The sequence below is a fragment of the Neorhizobium sp. BT27B genome, from assembly GCF_050455485.1.
Classification (GTDB): Bacteria; Pseudomonadota; Alphaproteobacteria; order Rhizobiales; family Rhizobiaceae; genus Neorhizobium.
This window is the reverse complement of record NZ_JBCIYT010000009.1, coordinates 62,675-80,684: the sequence shown is the minus strand read 5'-3', so window position 1 is coordinate 80,684 and position 18,010 is coordinate 62,675. Positions and strand designations below refer to the sequence as shown.

Below are 18,010 nucleotides of genomic sequence, written 5' to 3'. Positions count from 1 at the left end.
CCTTATCTCAGCGCTAACATCTCTTTCAAACCACATCATCTTGATCTGTTCAAGTGAGTTATGTTAGCGCTGAGATAGATCTGGAGATTGTCGCATGACGGACAGCAGCCTTTTGGCTGAAGAGCGCTCTTCATTGTCAATGCCCGAGACGCCGACGCTCGCGCATGTGGCACGGCTGGCCGGCGTCAGCGAAAACACGGTTTCGCGGGTGATCCGTGACAAAGGACCGATTGCGACCGAGACCCGGCGACGCGTCAACGATGCGATCGCGCAGCTCGGTTATGTGCCGAACCGGGCAGCCGGTTCGCTTGCGTCTTCATCCTCGCTGATCATTGGCGTCATCCTGCCATCGCTGTCGAACATCGTTTTTCCCGAGGTGCTGCAGGGTATCAATGCCGGGCTTGCAGGGACGCCGTACAGGCCGATGATCGGCGTGACCGATTACGATCTCGAAAGCGAGCAGCATCTGATTTCCTCGCTTTTGGCCTGGCAGCCGGCAGCGATCATCACGACCGGGTTTGCGCATACTGATACCGCAAGACGCATGCTGGAAGGCAGCCGGGTTCGAATTGCAGAACTGATGGATATCGATGATCGACCGATCGATCTGGCGGTCGGTCTGTCGCATCGGCAGGCCGGTCGAGCCATGGCGCGGCATCTGGTGAACCGTGGTTATTCGAAAATTGCCTATGCCGGCCATGACTGGGCGTCGGACAGGCGCGCCTATGCGCGTTATCAGGGGCTGCGCGAGGGGCTTGGTGAAGCCGGTTTGCCGCTGGTGGCAGAGTGCCGTACAGAGCAGGCCAGTTCGACGCTGGAGGGCCGTGAAACGCTTGCGCGTCTGCTGGCGGAAAACACAGGCATCGACGCCGTTGCCTTTTCCAATGACGATATGGCGGTCGGTGGCTTCATGCATTGCCTTGCGGCCAATATTTCTGTGCCGGAGGATCTCGCTCTCATCGGCTTCAACGGGCTCGAGATCGGTCAGGTACTTCCAAAACCGCTGACCACAGTGCTCTCCAACCGCTTCGCCATCGGCAAGACGGCCGTCGAGATTTTGCTCGAAGACACGAAACGTCCGCCAGATGCCCGGATCATCGACACGGGGTTTTCAATTATCGAGGGTGCTACGGCCTGAATCTGAATCATCCGATGGGGAGGAATGGCATGCTGCTGGGCGCAATCGCCGATGATCTGACTGGAGCGACCGATCTGGCGCTGGTGCTGTCTCGCGAAGGCATGCGAACCATCCAGACGGTGGGCGTTCCGCCGGCGGGCTTTGATCCTGCCAATGTCGATGCCGTCGTGGTTGCGCTGAAATCGCGCACGATTCCTTCTAGTGAAGCCGTCCGAATGTCTCTGGAAGCGCTCGCATGGTTGAAAGCCGCCGGTGCGCGGCAAATCATCTTCAAATATTGCTCGACCTTCGATTCCACGCCCAAGGGCAATATCGGCCCGGTCACGGATGCGCTGGTGAAGGCGCTTGGAACCGATCTCACAATCGTCTGCCCGGCTTTTCCAGCCAATCGCAGAACGATCTACAAAGGGCATCTGTTTGTCGGTGAGCAGTTGCTGTCGGAAAGCCCGATGCGACATCATCCACTGACACCGATGACGGATTCGTCTCTGGTGCGTCTGATGGTGGCCCAATCCGGTTTGCAGGTCGGACTGGTTTCTCATGATGCTGTCGCCCGCGGTGTCGATGCCGTCAGAGACGCGTTTGACGCCGCGAAAACGAGGCGTGATCGCGTCGTCGTCGTTGATGCGATTTCCGATAGGGATCTGCGTGTCATCGGCGAGGCGATTGCCGATTTCCCTTTGGTCACCGGTGGCTCCGGCATCGCGATCGGCCTGCCGGAGAATTTTCGGCGTGCCGGTCTGCTGGCAAGTGACAAGACGGCAGGGCAGTTTGCGGCGCCTGCCGGGCGCTCCGCCATTCTTGCTGGGTCGTGCTCGGAGGCGACGCGCAAGCAGATCAAGGTGGCAATCGATGCCGGCCTGCCGGTTCTGAAGCTCGATCCGATAGACATTGTCGAAGGCCGCATCACGGTCGGCGAAGTGCTGGAATGGACGCTTTCCCAGGGAGATGCCGTGCCGTTGATCTATTCGAGTGCTGATCCGCAAGATGTCCTTGCCGCTCAAAAACGCCTCGGACAGGAAAGGGCAGGGGAGGTCATCGAGACGTTTCTGGCACAGACGGCGATCGGATTGCGCGGTGAAGGTGTTCGGCGACTGATCGTTGCCGGTGGCGAAACCTCGGGTGCGGTGGTCGGTGCGCTCGCTCCTGCCGCCTTGCTGATCGGTCCGGAGATCGATCCAGGCGTGCCCTGGACATTGACGTCAGGCGATAACGAGCCGATGGCGCTTGCGCTCAAGTCCGGCAATTTCGGCGCAGCCGATTTCTTCCTCAAGGCATGGAAAATGCTGACATGACGGCCATCCTTTCAGAAGACACACGCCTGCGTGACGAGATCGTCGAAGTCGGCAAATCGTTGTTCGACCGATGCTTCACCTTTGGTTCGACAGGAAATATCAGCGCGCGGCTGTCGAATGGCGAATTGCTGATGACACCGACCAACGCGTCGCTCGGTGCGCTTGATCCGGCGCGGTTGTCCAGATTTTCTGCGGAAGGCATTCATATCGATGGCGACAAGCCGACGAAGGAAGCCTTTCTGCATCAATGCATGTATTGCGAACGTAGCAGCGCCGGCGCGGTGGTGCATCTGCATTCGACCAATGCCGTCGCCATCAGCCTCATCGATGGACTTGATCCGCAAGATGTCTTGCCGCCGCTGACGGCCTATTATGTCATGCGGGTCGGCAGGCTGCCGATGGTGCCGTATTTTCCGCCGGGCGATGTTGCCCTGGCGGAGGCGGTCAGGGAGCGCGCGCGCGACAGCCAGGCCGTGCTGCTTGCCAATCATGGTCCCGTTGTTGCTGGCAAATCGCTACGTGAGGCGCAATATGCGACGGAAGAACTGGAGGAAACGGCAAAGCTGTTTCTGATGTTGCGCGGCGAAAATATCAGACCATTGACGCCGCAGCAGCGCGATGACCTGGTGAAAAGGCAAGGTTGATTGTCTGTCTGGGGTCGCAGCACCACCAAGATGAGAATTTTGAATTTTTGCCCTTGCACCTCTAGTTACTAGAGGTCGTACGAATGATCCAAGTGCCAAGAGGATCATTCGATGAGCAATCCGACTCAAACCCGTTTCCGTGTCGAAGGAATGGACTGCGCGTCCTGCGCGGCCAAGATCGATACGGCTGTCAGACGCATGCCTGGTGTCAATGACGTTTCCGTTTCCGTGACGGCTGGAACGATGACCGTGACGCATGACGGCGGCAATCTCGACGTCATCGGGAAAACGTTATCCGGGTTGGGGTATGGCGCTACACCTATCGTGCCCAGGGAGAAATCGTCGACGGTGGACAGTTCAGCGAGTGGCGGTCATGTCCATGGTCCCGGCTGCTCGCATGATCATGGCGATCACGCCCACGCCCACGCCCACGCCCACCACCATCACCATCATGATCATAGTCACGACCATTCTCATGCGGACGACACGAGCGAAAGCCTGCACGGCCATGACCATGGTCCCAGCGATGGTCCGTGGTGGAAAAGCCGCAAGGGACGCCTGACGATCATGGCCGGACTGGCACTGGTGGTTGCGTATGTCGTTGGTCATCTGGTTCCGGCTATCGCCACATTCGCCTTCATTCTGGCAATGCTGGTTGGATTGTTTCCGATTGCCCGCCGCGCTTTCATGGCAGCGCGGATGGGGACGCCTTTTTCGATCGAGATGCTGATGACGATTGCCGCCGCCGGCGCGCTGATCATCAATGCCACCGAAGAGGCCGCAGCCGTCGTGTTCCTGTTTCTTGTTGGCGAGTTGCTGGAAGGTGTGGCCGCCGGACGTGCACGCGACAGCATTCGTTCGCTGGCAGCGCTGGTGCCGAAAACCGCGCTGCTTGAGGACGGCGGCAAGACCCGTGAAGTGCCGGCGGAAACCTTGGCGGTTGGCTCCGTCATCCTTGTGCGTCCCGGTGATCGGGTTTCCGCTGACGGCATCATCGTTGCGGGCGAAAGTGCCATCGATGAGGCGCCGGTGACGGGTGAAAGCGTGCCTGTGCAAAAAGGTGTCGACGATGTCGTCTTCGCCGGTACGGTCAATGGTGATGCTGCCCTGCGCATCCGTGTGACGGCTGCGGCGCAAGACAATACGATTGCGCGAGTCGTGCGGCTTGTCGAGGAAGCGCAGGAATCAAAGGCTCCTACTGAACGCTTTATCGATCGTTTCTCTCGATATTACACGCCGGGTGTCGTGCTGGTCGCGGCCCTGATTGCCGTCATCCCGCCATTGGTTGCCGGAGGCGGCTGGAGCGAGTGGGTCTACAAGGGCCTTGCCATCCTGCTGATCGGCTGCCCTTGCGCGCTGGTCATTTCAACGCCGGCGGCGATTGCCGCTGCGCTGTCGGCCGGTGCGCGCCGCGGTCTGCTGATGAAGGGTGGCGCAGTTCTCGAGGGTCTCGGCAAGCTGACGGCAATTGCTTTCGACAAGACCGGCACGCTGACTGCCGGCAAGCCTGTGGTGACGGATATCGTACCGTTCGGACGCGCAGGCGTGGACGTATTGCGGTATGCGGCCTCTCTGGAAACCGGATCGAGCCATCCGCTGGCGCTCGCCATTCTCGAAAGGGCCGAGGAAGACGGTATCGATCTATTGCCGGCAGTGGCCGCAAAGGCACTGGGGGGCAAGGGCGTAACGGCTGTCATCGACGGCGTCGAAGTGTTTCTCGGTTCGCCGAGGGCAGTCGCGCAGCGCGTGAAGCTTTCTGCAGCGCATACCCGTTCGATCACGTCGCTTAACGATGATGGCAAGACGGTATCCGTTCTCATCATCGGCGATGTGCTGGCCGGCGCGATCGCCATGCGCGACGAGCCACGTGCCGATGCTGTGGCGGGCCTGAAAACATTGACCGATGCCGGCATAAAGACGGTCATGCTGACCGGTGACAACGCACGCACCGCAACGGCCGTCGGCGCACAGCTCGGTATCGAAGTCCGCGCCGAGCTGATGCCGGAAGACAAGCAGCGCATTGTCGGCGAACTCAAGAAGGATGGTTATGTGGTCGGCAAGATCGGCGACGGCATCAATGATGCCCCGGCGCTCGCCGCTGCCGATATCGGCATTGCCATGGGCGGCGGCACCGATGTGGCGCTGGAAACTGCGGATGCCGCTGTCCTTCACGGCCGTGTCGGTGATGTCGCTCTGATGATCGATCTGTCGAAGCGCACGATGAAGAACATCTTTCAGAACATCACGATCGCGCTTGGTTTAAAGGCCGTCTTTCTTGTCACCACCGTGATCGGCGTGACGGGTCTGTGGCCTGCCATCCTTGCCGATACCGGCGCAACGGTGCTCGTGACAATGAACGCGTTGCGCCTGCTACGGCCGATCAAATAATCGGACGGCTGCAAGGCGATTTTTTCGAAAGCCGGCTATGTTTCGTAGCCGGCTTTCGACTGCCTTTTCGGAATGAATTCAGGTCGCCCGGCGATGGGTGTCAATCGTGGTCGGTCGAGCAAAGATCATGGTTGGCGAGCGCCTGAATGACATAGCAGTCGCGGACGTGATTGCTGTGGCAATGGGTGGTGATCCGCTCGAGTTCCGCCTCCAGCTTCTGCAGTCGCTCGATCTTTTCGCGAACGGTGACGAGCTGTTCGGCAGCGATACGGTCGGCTTCGGCGCAGGGTTTTTCCGGATGCTGGCTGAGATCGATCAATTCCCGGATCGCCTCGATCGTCAGGCCCAGCTCGCGCGCATGTTTGATAAACGAAAGGCGCTCACGCTCCCCCTTCGAATATCGACGCTGGTTTCCTTCCGAGCGCTCGCTGTGGGACAAGAGCCCCATCTGCTCGTAATAACGGATGGTCGGCACTTTGACGCCGGTCGTTTTTGACAAATCGCCAATCGTCAGCATGACATGTCTCCGGCTCGTACCATCTTCGCCATATGCGAAAATTCAGATCTCAAATATCCGAGCCTGTTTGCCATTCAATATAGTGAGTGAACCCCGCCTTCAACACCGGCGAGGGAGGTCCGCCGCCTCCCGATCCGTTCAAACCCGTTCCAGTGCCACCGCGATACCCTGCCCGACACCGATGCACATGGTGGCAAGGGCATGGCGACCACCGCCAAGCGACAGTTCGAGTGCAGCCGTGCCGGCGATGCGGGCGCCTGACATGCCAAGCGGATGGCCGAGCGCGATGGCGCCGCCATTGATGTTGACGCGGATGTCGTCGTCGGCAATTCCCAATTCGCGCAATGTCGCCAGACCCTGTGAGGCAAAAGCTTCGTTGAGTTCGATGACGTCGAATTGATCCTGTCTCATGCCGAGCATGGCCATCAGCTTCTGTGAAGCCGGGGCAGGGCCGATGCCCATGATACGCGGGGGAACACCTGCCGCAGCCCCTGCCATGACGCGGGCGATGGGGTTAAGACCATATTTCTTTGCCGCTGCTTCCGAGGCAATGATCAAGGCCGCTGCACCGTCGTTGACGCCGGAAGCATTGCCGGCCGTGACCGTTCCGCCTTCCTTCTTGAAGGGCGTGCCGAGTTTCGCCAGCGTTTCGATCGTGGTGGCGCGGGGATGCTCGTCCTTCGAGACCACGACGGGATCACCCTTGCGCTGTGGAATGGTGACGGGTGTGATCTCCTTTGCCAGCCGACCGTTTTCCTGAGCTGCCGCCGCCTTGTTCTGGGAGCGGACTGCAAAGGCATCCTGATCCTCGCGCGAGACGTGGTAGTCTTCGGCCACGTTTTCACCAGTTTCCGGCATGGAATCGACGCCATATTGCTTCTTCATCAGCGGATTGATGAAACGCCAGCCGATCGTCGTATCGTGGATTTCGGCATTTCGGGAAAAGGCCGTTTCGGCCTTCGGCATCACGAAAGGCGCGCGGCTCATGCTTTCCACCCCGCCGGCAATCATCAGTTCCGCTTCGCCGGCCTTGATGGCGCGGGCGGCGGTGATGACGGCATCCATGCCGGAACCGCACAGACGGTTCATCGTCGTACCGGTCACCGAAACCGGCAGACCCGCCAGCAGCAGCGACATGCGGGCGACATTGCGGTTGTCTTCTCCCGCCTGATTGGCGCAGCCATAAATGACATCGCCCACTGCTTCCCAGTCGACGGCAGCATTACGCCCCATCAACGCCCTGAGCGGGATCGCGCCGAGATCGTCCGCCCGAACCGAGGATAATGCGCCAGCAAATCGGCCGATCGGGGTGCGGATGTAATCGCAGATGAATGCGTCAGTCATAAAACCCTCCTCCACGCATCGGTGCGGTGTCGAAACGCGATGCGGAATGTCAAAAACTCACAGAGCCGGGACCACGAGATCGATGACCGATTGCTCGACATGAAGTCTGGCGCCGGTCATGGCCTGCAATTCCTCGATGGTCAGGCCGGGCAGTTTTTCGCGCAGAACGAAGCGGCCTTCGACGATATCGACCACGGCGTGGCTGGTGTAGATGCGGGTGATGCAGCCGACGCCGGTCAGCGGAAATGTGCATTTTTCAACGAGCTTGGGTTCGCCATTCTTTGTGACGTGCTCGGTGATGACAAAAACCTGCCTGGCGCCGTGGACGAGATCCATGGCGCCGCCGACCGCCGGAACGCCCCTCGAGCCGACGCGCCAGTTGGCCAGGTCGCCATTTTCCGCCACCTGCAGCGCGCCGAGGATCGCCACGTCGAGATGGCCGCCGCGCACCATGGCAAAGCTGTCCGCGTGGTGGAAAAACGCGGCGCCGGGCTTCAGGGTGACGGCCTTCTTGCCGGCATTGATCAGGTCCCAGTCTTCCTCACCGGGTTTTGGCGCTTCGCCGAAATCCAGAATGCCGTTTTCGGTATGAAAGATCGCCTGCCGGCCCGGTGGCTGGTAACGCGCCACCATTTCGGGAAAGCCGATGCCGAGGTTCACATAGGCGCCGTCTCGAATATCCTGTGCGGCACGCCAGGCCATCTGGGCGCTCGAAAGTCGTGCATCGTCTGTGGCCACGCTTGATGTATCGGTGCTCATGCGTAAACGCCTCCCTCGTATTGCATACCGGCGCGGATCATCGCCTCTTCCTGCTGCGGGTTCGGCACCTCGACCAGTTGATCGACGAAAATTCCCGGCGTGACGATGTGTTCGGGATCTATGCCTCCGGCCTCCACAAGACTGGATACCTGCACGATGGTTCTGGCGGCTGCCATGCACATCAGCGGATTGAAGTTACGTGCGGCCTTGTTGTAGGTGAGGTTGCCGTGGGTATCGCCAATATGCGCCTTGATGATCGCAAAGTCGGCCTTCAGCCAGCGTTCCTGAACATAATGTCGGCCGTCGAATTCAGCGATCGGCTTGCCTTGCGCTAGTTCGGTGCCATAAGCGGTCGGCGTGTAGAAGGCTGGAATGCCAGCCCCACCGGCCCTGATCCGCTCGGCGAGCGTGCCTTGCGGCACCAGTTCCAGCTCGATCTCTCCCGCCAGATATTTTTCCGTAAAAGCGCGTGGATCTGACGATTTCGGAAATGAGCAGATCATCTTGTCGACCATGCCGGCGTCGATCATCGCGGCGATGCCGATACGGCCATTGCCGGCATTGTTGTTGATGACCGTGAGATTTTTGGGCCGCTTGTCGATCAACGCATGAATGAGTTCGATTGGCGCACCGGAACCGCCAAATCCACCGATCATCACCACCGCGCCGTCACCAATGGCAGACACTGCCTGCGCGGCACTCGCCGACCTCTTGTCCATGAAGCCTCCTCGACCTCTCTACACCGACATTCGTCAGCGCCTCCTCATGTTTGATAAAACTCACAAAAGCTTGCGACAATCCGTTTTGTGCGTTAATTGACATTTGTTTGTATATCGCACAAAATGAATGGGTGATGGCGCTGTGAAGGAAACGGATTTCGTCAACGGTTTTGCGAAGGGTTTGCGGGTGATCGAAGCGTTCGGGGAAGGCGATCGACGTCTTTCAATCGCCGATGTCGCCAAGAAGACGGGACTTGACCGGGCCACCGTGCGGCGGTCTCTGCTGACATTGGCAGAGCTGCAATATGCGGATTACGACGGGAAATTCTTCACCCTGACGCCGCGCATCCTGCGTCTCGGCCACGCCTACCTTTCGGCAACCCCTTTGCCGGCATTGTTGCAGCCGCATCTCGACCTGCTCGCCGAAAAGACCGGCCAGAGTTCTTCTGCCTCCGTCCTCGACGGAACGCAGGTTCTCTACATCGCGCGTGCGTCGCAGCGTCGGGTGATGTCGATCAATCTCAACCCCGGCAGCCGTCTGCCTGCCTATTGTTCATCGATGGGCAGGATACTTCTGGCCGCACTGGGCGATGATGGTGCTCGTGATGTGCTCGCAAGAACCGATCTGCATGCCAATACGGATCGCACGCTGACGGATATTGATGCGATCATCGCCGAGCTTGGTCGGGTGAGGCAGCTTGGTTACGCAATCATCGATCAAGAGCTTGAACTCGGCTTGAGATCCATTGCAGTGCCGCTGAAGAACCGACGTGGGGAAACGATTGCGGCGTTGAACGTGGGGGCGCCTGCCGCGCACATGTCGCTGACGCAATTGGTCGAGCATGTGCTGCCGTTGTTGAGGCAGGCAGCGGAAAACATCAGCCTGTCTCTTGGCTGACGAGGCAGGGGAATACCGGGTAAGATCGACACGCAAAACCCCTCCCGCGTGGATCGAATTGTGCTAGACGGACTTCATGACCGCGCTTTCAGACGTCGCTCCGATTTATAACCCGCCGCTCGATCCCTACGTGTCGCTTCTCCACCGTGACGCGGATTTCCTTGTTTTCGACAAGCCGAGCGGCCTCTTGTCCGTGCCTGGTCGTCATCCTGCCCTGTCCGACAGTTTGCTGACGCGTGTGCAGAAAGACTATCCGCAGGCATTGATCATCCACCGGCTGGACAAGGATACATCCGGCATGGTGCTGATGTCGCGCAACCGCAAGGCGCACGCCTTTGTTGCCGCCCAGTTCGAGGCGCGCACGACCAAAAAATCCTATGTAGCCGAGGTCTGGGGACGTGTGGCCGACGAGGAAGGAATGATCGACCTGCCCTTGGCGATCGATCCCGACAACAAGCCCAGGCATCGAGTCGATACGGAGCATGGCAAACCCGCACAGACGCGCTGGCAGGTGCTCGGATATGGCGAGAACACCACGCGGCTTCGCCTGTCTCCGCTGACGGGGCGCACACATCAGCTTCGTGTGCATATGAAGGCGCTGGGGCACGTGATCCTTGGTGACGAATTTTATGCGGATAGTGCGGCATTGGCTGCGGCTGACCGTCTGTTGCTGCACGCCGAGCATCTGGCCTTTCGTCATCCCGATGGTCAGGATGTCAGCTTCACCGCTCCCGTTCCCTTCTGAGGCCGGACAATGGCGCAAAAACTCGAACAATCATCGCTAATCGTCGATTTCGTCGGTGGTGCCGTTGGCCATCGTTTTCGTTCTGGCGAGGGGCGTGGGCAGCCTCTGGCAAAAGCCGCCGGCTTTTCCAGTGGGGTCACGCCCGAGGTCGTTGATGCGACGGCGGGGCTTGGACGCGATGCATTTTTTCTGGCTGCACTCGGCGCGCGCGTCACTCTGATCGAGCGTTCGCCGACGATGCATGCGCTGCTTGCCGAGGGGCTTGAGCGGGCCCATGCGGAAGGTGGGCGTTATGCTGAAACGGTTGATCGCATGACTCTCCTTCATGGCGATTCCTGCGTTCTGCTGACACAGTTGAAGACGCAGGTCGTTCTGATCGATCCGATGCATCCGCCACGTGACAAGACATCACTGGTGAAAAAGGAGATGCGGCTGATCCGGGATATCGTCGGCACTGATCCGGATTCGGCGGAATTGATGCGCATCGCATTGGAAACCGCGCAAAACCGGGTCGTGCTGAAGTGGCCATTGCGTGCGGAGCCCATGCCGGGCGTGCGCAAGCCATCGCATCAGATCGTCGGCAAAAGCACCCGGTACGACGTATTCGTCAACGCCAAGATCGTGGTCCCGACATCATAGATTCCGGCCTGCACGATCTCAAAATAGCATTTTGGGAAACGCGGAAACCGCATGTTCCTCCAATAAAAAGAGGCAGCTGCGGGTGAACACAGCTGCCTCGTTTCATTGGAAATTTCCGGAACGCCGCTCCCTTGCCGCGATGACGGCCGCAGGAGGCGATTTTTGGTTTCACCAGTAACCCAGAACCTTCCACCAGATGCCGCCGACGGTGGCGAAGATGGCAAGGTTGATCACACACATGACAAAACCGATGCCCCACCATTTGCTCATGGTGACATATCCGCTGCCGAAAATGATCGGCGAGGTACCGGTGGCATAATGGGTGAGCGTCATCATGATGCCTGAGCCGGCCGCCATCATCAGGATGAAGATGCCTTGATATTCGGCGGGGATCAGCATGACGCCGACGGTCAGGAAGGCGAGCATCATGGCGCTGACATGGGCTGTGGTGCTGGCAAACATGTAATGTGAGAAGGTGAAGACCGCCACGAGCACCGCGGCCGTCAGCTGCCAGCTCAAGTCGGCAGCGGTAATCGCATCCTTCATGCCGTTCGAGAACCATCCGATCACGCCGAGCTTGTTGAGTTGGTCGGCCATCATCACCAGCGCGCCGAACCAGATGAGCGTGTCCCAGGCGCTTTTTTCACCGAGAATGTCGTTCCAGTCGAGCGTGCCGGTGATCAGCAGCGCGAAGAGGCCGATCAGGGCAACCACGGTCGGATCAAGCATGAAAGCGGGACCAAACATCATTGCCGGCACGTTGGCCCATAACAGCAGCAACAGCGCAAAGGTGCCGATCATCACCCATTCCTTGCCCGACAGAGGTCCCATCTCGGTCAGTTCCTTGCGGGCGTAGACGATCGCGTCGGGTGTCTTCTTCATCTCCGGCGGCGACAGCGCGTATAGAATGAGCGGCATGACCAGAAGCGCGACGATGCCGGGTACGAACATGGCGAGCGCCCAGGTGACCCAGGTGAGATGGACAGTGCCGCCGGTGACCTTGGTGACATATTCCAGCACCAGCGGATTGGGTGCCGTTGCCGTGACGAACATCGCCGACGAGATCGGGTTGGCATGATAGTTCACCAGTGCCAGATAGGTGCCGACACGACCTTGCGTTCCCTTGGCCGGATCCGAATCGAAGGCGTTGGCGATCGATTTCATGATCGGATGGATGATGCCTCCACCGCGTGCGGTATTGCTGGGAGTGAACGGTGCGAGGATCAGTTCGCAGATCACCAGTCCATACCCGATACCGAGCGTGCGCTTGCCGAGAAGGGCGATAAAATAAAGCCCGATCCGACGACCCAGCCCGGTTTTCTTCAGGCCGAGCGAGATCAGCACGGCAATAACGATCAGCCAGATCAGCGGATTGGCAAAGCTGCTGAGCGCATCGGCGACGGCGCCCTTCGAACTGGGCGAGGTGACCTGCGCCAGCGAGACGATGACGATCGCCATGATGGCCATGACGCCGATCGACATCACCTTCAGAATGATCGCCAGAATGGTGGTCAGGAAGATCGCCAGCATTACCCAGCCGTTTTCATCCAGGCCAGATGGGGCAGGAATGGCGAGAAGAGTAATCAGAAAGGCGGTGGTGACGATCGCGGGCAGGATCCGGAACGGCACCGCCTGTTTGAAATAGGTCAGAATTCCAGTCAATTTGGTGGGCATTGCAGTGTCCTCTGGACATTGCGGGGCAATCCCCGCCTCACGTCCTCCCACCGGACTGATCGCATTTTTCGTGCGATCTATTCTTGATGTTGATCAAGAGTGGCGTGCAATTGCGCCATTTGAGCATCAAAGGCTCAGTCCGTCAGGACGCAATCGGCCGTTCGGCCGTGTTCGCGGACAAGGGCACCATTCTTGAGATCGTTGCCTTCGGTTTTCGCGCGCGCCGCTTCCTGCGTGAAGCCGAGATCCAGCCATCGCTGCATCAGCCTTTTTTCCAGCAAAGCGACGGGTGGGGAGATCAGGATCGAATAGTCGAATTGCCCATCCAGTGCGGACCACGGGGCTTGGTCCAGCAGCAGATAATTGCCTTCCACCAGCACGAAACGCGTCGATCTGGCAACGATGCGCGCCGCGGCGATGGCAATTTCACGCGACCGGTCAAACACCGGTACGAGCACTTCACCTTCGGCAGCTTTCACGGCACGGATAATATCAAGAAAGCCGCGGACATCGAATGTTTCAGGGGAACCCTTGCGCGGCAGAAGTCCCTTTTCACGCAGGATGCCGTCATCCATGTGAAAACCATCCATTGGCAGCACTTCGGCGGTCTCGCCATTTGCCTTCAATGCGGCCGAAAGAGAATCCGCCAGCGTCGATTTTCCGGCACCGGGCGGGCCGGCGATCGCCACGAGGAAGCGTTTTTTGTCGCCCGCACGGTCCATCAGTGTGCGGGCGAGATCGTCTGTCGTCGGTGTCATGCGGCAAGTGGCTCCGGTGCCTTGGCGCCGGTCATGAAAGCGACGGCGTCCGACATCGTATAGTCCTTCGGATTGATGACGGTCAGTCGTTTGCCGAGCCGATGGATATGGATGCGGTCGGCGATTTCAAAAACATGCGGCATGTTGTGGGAAATCAGCACGATCGGAATGCCGCGCGAGCGCACGTCGAGGATGAGTTCCAGCACACGCCGGCTTTCCTTGACGCCGAGCGCCGCTGTCGGTTCGTCGAGAATGATGACCTTGGAACCGAAAGCAGCTGCGCGCGCCACCGCCACGCCCTGGCGCTGGCCACCCGACAGTGTTTCCACTGCCTGGTTGATGTTCTGAATGGTCATCAGTCCGAGTTCGGTGAGCTTTTCGCGAGCCATTCGTTCCATGGCGCCGTGATCGAGTTTGCGCAGTACCTTGCCCATGAAGCCCGGCTTGCGGATCTCGCGTCCCAGAAACATGTTATCGGCAATCGACAGTGCCGGTGACAGCGCAAGGTTCTGGTAGACGGTTTCGATGCCGGCCTTGCGGGCCTCTATCGGCGAGGCGAACTGTACGAGTTCTCCATCCATGCGGATCTCGCCCTCGTCAGGCCGGATGGCGCCGGAAATCGCCTTGATCAGCGATGATTTGCCGGCGCCGTTGTCACCGATCACGGCGAGGATTTCGCCCGGATAAAGGTCGAAATCGGCATTGTCGATGGCGGTGACGCGGCCGTAACGCTTGATCAGTCCGCGGCCGGTGAGGAAGGGTTTTCTTGTCTGTACCTCGGTCATTAGCGGGCGGCCTTTCTGATCCATTGGTCGGCTGCGACGGCGACGATGATGAGGACGCCGATCAGGAGATATGTCCATTGCACGTCGGTGCCGAGAAGGCGCAGACCCAGCGAAAAGACGCCGACGATCAGTGCGCCGAACATCATGCCGAGAATGGAACCGCGGCCACCGAACAGAGAGATGCCGCCGATCACCACGGCGGTGATCGATTCGATATTGGCAAACTGGCCGGCGGTCGGCGAGACGGAGCCGATGCGGCCGATCAGCGCCCAGCCGGCAAGCGCACAGATGACGCCGGAGATAACGTAGACGGAAATCAGCATGCGCGTCACGTTGACGCCGGAAAGATCGGCGGCTTCCGGATCATCGCCGACCGCGTAAAGATGGCGGCCCCAGGCGGTGTGGTTGAGCACATACCAGAGAACGGCGACGAGCAGGATCATGGCAATGACGCCATATGTGAACACTGCACCGCCGAGTTTAAAAGTTTCGCCGAAGAATTGCAGGATCGGCGCATTCGCCTCGATTTCCTGCGCGCGAATGGTTTCGTTGGCGGAATAGAGAAAATTGCTGGCAAGCACGATCTGCCACATGCCGAGCGTCACGATGAAAGGCGGCAGTTTTACCTTGGCGATCAACACGCCATTGATGAAGCCGCAAAGCGCGCCGGTGATGAAGCCGCAGAGAACAGCGAGTTCCGGCGGCAGGCCGTAGCGAAACGTGAACTGGCCCATCACCACCGAAGACAGGACCATGATGGCGCCGACCGACAGGTCGATGCCGGCGGTCATGATCACCAGCGACTGGGCGGCGCCGACAATGCCGGTGATCGCCACCTGCTGCAGGATCAGCGTCAGCGAGAAGGCGGAAAAGAATTTGCCGCCGAGCGTCAGTCCGAACACGAAGAGCGAAACCACCAGCACGATCAGCGATACGGCGGACGGGTTTGAATGCAGGAAATGGCGAAACTTGTGAAGGGCGGATGGTTTGTCGCTGTCGAAGGATGCCACATCCTTGGAACTGTCCTTCAGCACTTTTTCGTAGTCGTGATGCGGTGCGCTTGCCACTGGCTCGCTCATGAAATCCTCCCGCTGTGTCGTGTGTCCGGTTCAGGCCGGTTTGCCGTGGCGGGCCGATGAAGTGTCTCCACCGGCCCGCAAAATTGGCTAGAGGCTTAGCCCCAGCACTTTCCAAGGCCTTCCTTGGTGTCGATCGACTTGATCGACGGGACGGGCTTGTCGGTGACCAGCGTCACGCCGGTATCGAAGAAGTTCTTGCCTTCGGTCGGCTTTGGCTTTTCACCGCTATCGGCAAACTTCTTGATGGCCTCGATGCCGAGTGCTGCCATCTGCAGCGGGTATTGCTGCGAGGTGGCGCCGATCGCGCCATCGGCGACGTTCTTGACACCCGGGCAACCGCCATCGACCGAAACGATCAGCACGTCTTTTTCGCGGCCGACCGACTTCAGGGCTTCATAGGCACCAGCGGCAGCCGGTTCGTTGATCGTGTGGACGACGTTGATGGTCGGGTCCTTCTGGAGAAGGTTTTCCATCGCCGTGCGGCCGCCTTCCTCGTTGCCGTTGGTGATGTCGTGGCCGACGATGCGTGGATCGTTTTCGTCACCGATCTTGTTCGGGTCCTTGGGGTCAATGCCGAAGCCGATCATGAAACCCTGGTCGCGAAGAATGTCGACGGAAGGCTGCGAGGGGGTGAGGTCGAGAAATGCCACTTTGGCATCCTTCGCCTTGTCGCCCAGCGTATCCTTCGCCCATTGGCCGATCAGTTTGCCGGCAAGCAGGTTGTCGGTGGCAAAGGTCATGTCAGCAGCGTCGATCGGCTCAAGCGGCGTGTCGAGCGCGATTACCAGAAGGCCGGCGTCGCGTGCCTTTTTCAGGTTCGGCACGATGCCCTTGGTGTCCGAAGCTGTAATGAGAATACCCTTGGCGCCATCGGCGATGCAGGTTTCGATTGCGGCCACCTGGCTTTCACTGTCACCATCGATCTTGCCGGCATAGGATTTCAGCGTCACGCCGAGTTCCTTGGCCTTGGCGGTGGCGCCTTCCTTCATTTTCACGAAGAAGGGGTTGGTATCGGTCTTGGTGATCAGGCAGGCGGAAACATCGGCGGCCTGTGCCGGTGCTGCAAACACGACGCCAAACGCCAGCGCCCCGAAAGACAGGGACAATACGGATTTTTTCATGATCTCCTCCCAGAGACGAAGTCCGCGACGCGGACGGGTTCGAGCGATACAGGGCCAGATCGAGCCAGATGCCTCCTCCAGACATCCCTGCATTCTTGCGATTTGCATAATCGCAAAACAAAACCGCCTGTCAATAATTAATTCCGATTGAATTATTTATTCCATCTTGTCATGCTGTGTCCGGCGTGAGAGAGCGAAGGCGGGGAGGTGCTGGATGTCGATCACCGATGGCCCGCTTTCCGGGCTCGTTTCATCTGCCGGTTTTTCCGGTGGTTCCAACCAGACGCGGGTGCGCGCCTATAACGAGCGGCTTGTGCTGTCGCTGGTGCGGCTGCATGGCGCGCTGTCGAAGGCGGATATTACCCGGCTCAGTGGTCTGTCCGCACAGACGGCTTCGGTCATCATGCGCGCGCTGGAAAAGGATGGTCTGCTGTTGCGTGGCGAGCCGTTGCGTGGCCGTGTCGGCCAACCCTCGGTGCCGATGCGGCTCAATCCCGATGCAGTCCTGTCCTTCGGGGTGAAAATCGGCCGCCGCAGCGCCGATCTCGTGCTGATGGATTTCGTCGGCAATATTCGCAAGCGTTACCACGAGACCTATGCCTATCCGCTTCCGCAGGAAATTCTCAGGATCATCACGTCCGGCATTGCCGACATAGAGGCGCAGATGAATGCCGAGGAACAGGCCCGTGTGGCCGGCATCGGTATCGCCGCACCTTTCGAATTGTGGAATTGGGCCGATGAAATCGGTGCTCCGAGCGGGGCGATGGATGTCTGGCACGGGTTCGATCTGCAGGCGGAAGTCGCAGCGCGGGTGGCGCATTCCGTCTATCTGCAGAACGATGCCACCAGTGCCTGCGGTGCTGAACTGGTTTTTGGGATGGGGTCGATTTATCCCGATTTCATATACCTGTTCATCGGTTCCTTCATCGGTGGCGGCATTGTTTTGAATTCCAGCATCTTTTCCGGTCGAACCGGTACGGCCGGGGCCGTCGGCCCGCTGCCTGTGCGCGGAAAGGATGGCGAGAACCGTCAGCTTCTCGACATCGCCTCGATTTTCGTTCTGGAAAACATGCTGCGTGAACGCGGTGTCGATCCTCAGCCCTTGTGGTATTCCGCCGATGAGTGGGTCGATTTCGGTGAGCCGCTTGAGGTTTGGATCCAGGCGACGGCCGCCGCGTTGGCGCAGGCCATTGTTGCGGCGGCATCGATCATCGATTTCGGCGCTGCCGTCATCGATGGCGGTTTTCCAGCCTGGGTCAGAAAGCGTATCGTTACCGCGACCCTCGAGGCCGTCGCCCGGCTCGATCTGCGCGGCGTCGTCATTCCCGATATCATCGAGGGGAAGGTGGGATCGCAGGCGCGCGCCATCGGCGGGGCCAGCCTGCCGATCTTTGCGCGATACCTCACCGATCAGTCCGTTCTCCTGAAGAATGTCAGCGAGGCCTGAGGCTTTCAATTTTTCCGATGTCGTTGCAGGTTGGCAAGGCTGATGGACAATCCTTGTCAC

The 18,010-nt window shown here is 59.3% G+C and carries 17 protein-coding genes; 8 read left to right on the top strand and 9 right to left on the bottom strand.

Features of this window, described 5'->3' with window-relative positions:
• Positions 1-94: 94 nt before the first annotated feature.
• The 4 genes from AAIH70_RS22500 (at position 95) to AAIH70_RS22485 (ending at position 5,465) form a co-directional block, all read left to right on the top strand.
• Complete coding sequence (locus tag AAIH70_RS22500) at positions 95-1,138, top strand: LacI family DNA-binding transcriptional regulator (RefSeq protein ID WP_245519315.1); 1,044 nt, start codon at positions 95-97, stop codon at positions 1,136-1,138.
• Positions 1,139-1,167: 29 nt separating this feature from the next.
• Entirely contained in the window at positions 1,168-2,433 is a 1,266-nt protein-coding gene (gene otnK / locus AAIH70_RS22495) for a 3-oxo-tetronate kinase (protein WP_132278693.1), read from the top strand.
• Positions 2,430-3,077, top strand: coding sequence for a 3-oxo-tetronate 4-phosphate decarboxylase (otnC, locus tag AAIH70_RS22490; protein ID WP_132278696.1), 648 nt, complete (start codon positions 2,430-2,432; stop codon positions 3,075-3,077). Before otnK ends, otnC begins: the two co-directional genes overlap by 4 nt.
• A 111-nt stretch (positions 3,078-3,188) precedes the next feature.
• A complete protein-coding gene (locus AAIH70_RS22485) occupies positions 3,189-5,465 on the top strand; it encodes a heavy metal translocating P-type ATPase (RefSeq protein WP_430035730.1) in 2,277 nt (758 codons plus the stop codon).
• 100 nt (positions 5,466-5,565) lie between these two features.
• Here AAIH70_RS22485 and AAIH70_RS22480 read toward each other — a convergent pair whose 3' ends face one another.
• From AAIH70_RS22480 to AAIH70_RS22465, 4 genes are all read right to left on the bottom strand, one after another.
• Positions 5,566-5,982 (bottom strand): MerR family transcriptional regulator, encoded by a 417-nt coding sequence (locus AAIH70_RS22480; RefSeq protein ID WP_132278702.1) that lies wholly within the window; start codon positions 5,980-5,982, stop codon positions 5,566-5,568.
• Positions 5,983-6,120: 138 nt separating this feature from the next.
• A complete protein-coding gene (gene pcaF / locus AAIH70_RS22475; RefSeq protein ID WP_430035728.1) occupies positions 6,121-7,326 on the bottom strand; it encodes a 3-oxoadipyl-CoA thiolase in 1,206 nt (401 codons plus the stop codon).
• A gap of 57 nt (positions 7,327-7,383) precedes the next feature.
• A complete protein-coding gene (locus tag AAIH70_RS22470; RefSeq protein WP_132278708.1) occupies positions 7,384-8,085 on the bottom strand; it encodes a CoA transferase subunit B in 702 nt (233 codons plus the stop codon).
• Positions 8,082-8,804 (bottom strand): 3-oxoacid CoA-transferase subunit A, encoded by a 723-nt coding sequence (locus AAIH70_RS22465; RefSeq protein ID WP_132278711.1) that lies wholly within the window; start codon positions 8,802-8,804, stop codon positions 8,082-8,084. The genes AAIH70_RS22470 and AAIH70_RS22465 overlap by 4 nt, the downstream gene beginning before the upstream one ends.
• A 142-nt stretch (positions 8,805-8,946) precedes the next feature.
• Here AAIH70_RS22465 and AAIH70_RS22460 point away from each other — a divergent pair, with 142 nt between their 5' ends.
• The 3 genes from AAIH70_RS22460 (at position 8,947) to AAIH70_RS22450 (ending at position 11,086) form a co-directional block, all read left to right on the top strand.
• A complete protein-coding gene (locus AAIH70_RS22460) occupies positions 8,947-9,702 on the top strand; it encodes an IclR family transcriptional regulator (protein ID WP_132278900.1) in 756 nt (251 codons plus the stop codon).
• Positions 9,703-9,778: 76 nt separating this feature from the next.
• Positions 9,779-10,447, top strand: a complete 669-nt coding sequence (locus tag AAIH70_RS22455) for a pseudouridine synthase (protein WP_430035725.1) — start codon at positions 9,779-9,781, stop codon at positions 10,445-10,447.
• Between the two features lie 9 nt (positions 10,448-10,456).
• Positions 10,457-11,086: a class I SAM-dependent methyltransferase gene (locus AAIH70_RS22450; RefSeq protein WP_132278717.1), complete on the top strand. Its 630-nt coding sequence runs from the start codon at positions 10,457-10,459 to the stop codon at positions 11,084-11,086.
• A gap of 168 nt (positions 11,087-11,254) precedes the next feature.
• Here AAIH70_RS22450 and AAIH70_RS22445 read toward each other — a convergent pair whose 3' ends face one another.
• From AAIH70_RS22445 to AAIH70_RS22425, 5 genes are all read right to left on the bottom strand, one after another.
• Positions 11,255-12,760 (bottom strand): DASS family sodium-coupled anion symporter, encoded by a 1,506-nt coding sequence (locus tag AAIH70_RS22445; protein ID WP_132278720.1) that lies wholly within the window; start codon positions 12,758-12,760, stop codon positions 11,255-11,257.
• A 134-nt stretch (positions 12,761-12,894) separates the two neighbouring features.
• Entirely contained in the window at positions 12,895-13,518 is a 624-nt protein-coding gene (locus AAIH70_RS22440; protein ID WP_132278723.1) for a nucleoside triphosphate hydrolase, read from the bottom strand.
• Positions 13,515-14,327 carry an ATP-binding cassette domain-containing protein gene (locus AAIH70_RS22435; RefSeq protein WP_132278726.1) on the bottom strand — a complete coding sequence of 271 codons (813 nt, stop codon included), beginning with the start codon at positions 14,325-14,327 and terminating at the stop codon, positions 13,515-13,517. The genes AAIH70_RS22440 and AAIH70_RS22435 overlap by 4 nt, the downstream gene beginning before the upstream one ends.
• On the bottom strand, positions 14,303-15,382 hold the full coding sequence (locus AAIH70_RS22430) for an ABC transporter permease (protein ID WP_132278729.1): 1,080 nt from the start codon (positions 15,380-15,382) through the stop codon (positions 14,303-14,305). The genes AAIH70_RS22435 and AAIH70_RS22430 overlap by 25 nt, the downstream gene beginning before the upstream one ends.
• A gap of 95 nt (positions 15,383-15,477) precedes the next feature.
• Complete coding sequence (locus AAIH70_RS22425) at positions 15,478-16,503, bottom strand: sugar ABC transporter substrate-binding protein (RefSeq protein WP_132278732.1); 1,026 nt, start codon at positions 16,501-16,503, stop codon at positions 15,478-15,480.
• Between the two features lie 214 nt (positions 16,504-16,717).
• On the opposite strand from AAIH70_RS22425, the gene AAIH70_RS22420 reads away from it, so the two are divergent.
• Positions 16,718-17,950 (top strand): ROK family transcriptional regulator, encoded by a 1,233-nt coding sequence (locus tag AAIH70_RS22420; protein WP_132278735.1) that lies wholly within the window; start codon positions 16,718-16,720, stop codon positions 17,948-17,950.
• Positions 17,951-18,010 lie beyond the last annotated feature (60 nt).

What these genes read in the sequence shown, in the direction of transcription:
- AAIH70_RS22500 (WP_245519315.1), top strand. Translation starts at nt 95, where the DNA reads ATGACGGACAGCAGCCTTTTGGCTGAAGAGCGCTCTTCATTGTCAATG.
- otnK (WP_132278693.1), top strand. Translation starts at nt 1,168, where the DNA reads ATGCTGCTGGGCGCAATCGCCGATGATCTGACTGGAGCGACCGATCTG.
- otnC (WP_132278696.1), top strand. Translation starts at nt 2,430, where the DNA reads ATGACGGCCATCCTTTCAGAAGACACACGCCTGCGTGACGAGATCGTC.
- AAIH70_RS22485 (WP_430035730.1), top strand. Translation starts at nt 3,189, where the DNA reads ATGAGCAATCCGACTCAAACCCGTTTCCGTGTCGAAGGAATGGACTGC.
- AAIH70_RS22480 (WP_132278702.1), bottom strand. Translation starts at nt 5,982, where the DNA reads ATGCTGACGATTGGCGATTTGTCAAAAACGACCGGCGTCAAAGTGCCG.
- pcaF (WP_430035728.1), bottom strand. Translation starts at nt 7,326, where the DNA reads ATGACTGACGCATTCATCTGCGATTACATCCGCACCCCGATCGGCCGA.
- AAIH70_RS22470 (WP_132278708.1), bottom strand. Translation starts at nt 8,085, where the DNA reads ATGAGCACCGATACATCAAGCGTGGCCACAGACGATGCACGACTTTCG.
- AAIH70_RS22465 (WP_132278711.1), bottom strand. Translation starts at nt 8,804, where the DNA reads ATGGACAAGAGGTCGGCGAGTGCCGCGCAGGCAGTGTCTGCCATTGGT.
- AAIH70_RS22455 (WP_430035725.1), top strand. Translation starts at nt 9,779, where the DNA reads ATGACCGCGCTTTCAGACGTCGCTCCGATTTATAACCCGCCGCTCGAT.
- AAIH70_RS22450 (WP_132278717.1), top strand. Translation starts at nt 10,457, where the DNA reads ATGGCGCAAAAACTCGAACAATCATCGCTAATCGTCGATTTCGTCGGT.
- AAIH70_RS22445 (WP_132278720.1), bottom strand. Translation starts at nt 12,760, where the DNA reads ATGCCCACCAAATTGACTGGAATTCTGACCTATTTCAAACAGGCGGTG.
- AAIH70_RS22440 (WP_132278723.1), bottom strand. Translation starts at nt 13,518, where the DNA reads ATGACACCGACGACAGACGATCTCGCCCGCACACTGATGGACCGTGCG.
- AAIH70_RS22435 (WP_132278726.1), bottom strand. Translation starts at nt 14,327, where the DNA reads ATGGATCAGAAAGGCCGCCCGCTAATGACCGAGGTACAGACAAGAAAA.
- AAIH70_RS22430 (WP_132278729.1), bottom strand. Translation starts at nt 15,382, where the DNA reads ATGAGCGAGCCAGTGGCAAGCGCACCGCATCACGACTACGAAAAAGTG.
- AAIH70_RS22425 (WP_132278732.1), bottom strand. Translation starts at nt 16,503, where the DNA reads ATGAAAAAATCCGTATTGTCCCTGTCTTTCGGGGCGCTGGCGTTTGGC.
- AAIH70_RS22420 (WP_132278735.1), top strand. Translation starts at nt 16,718, where the DNA reads ATGTCGATCACCGATGGCCCGCTTTCCGGGCTCGTTTCATCTGCCGGT.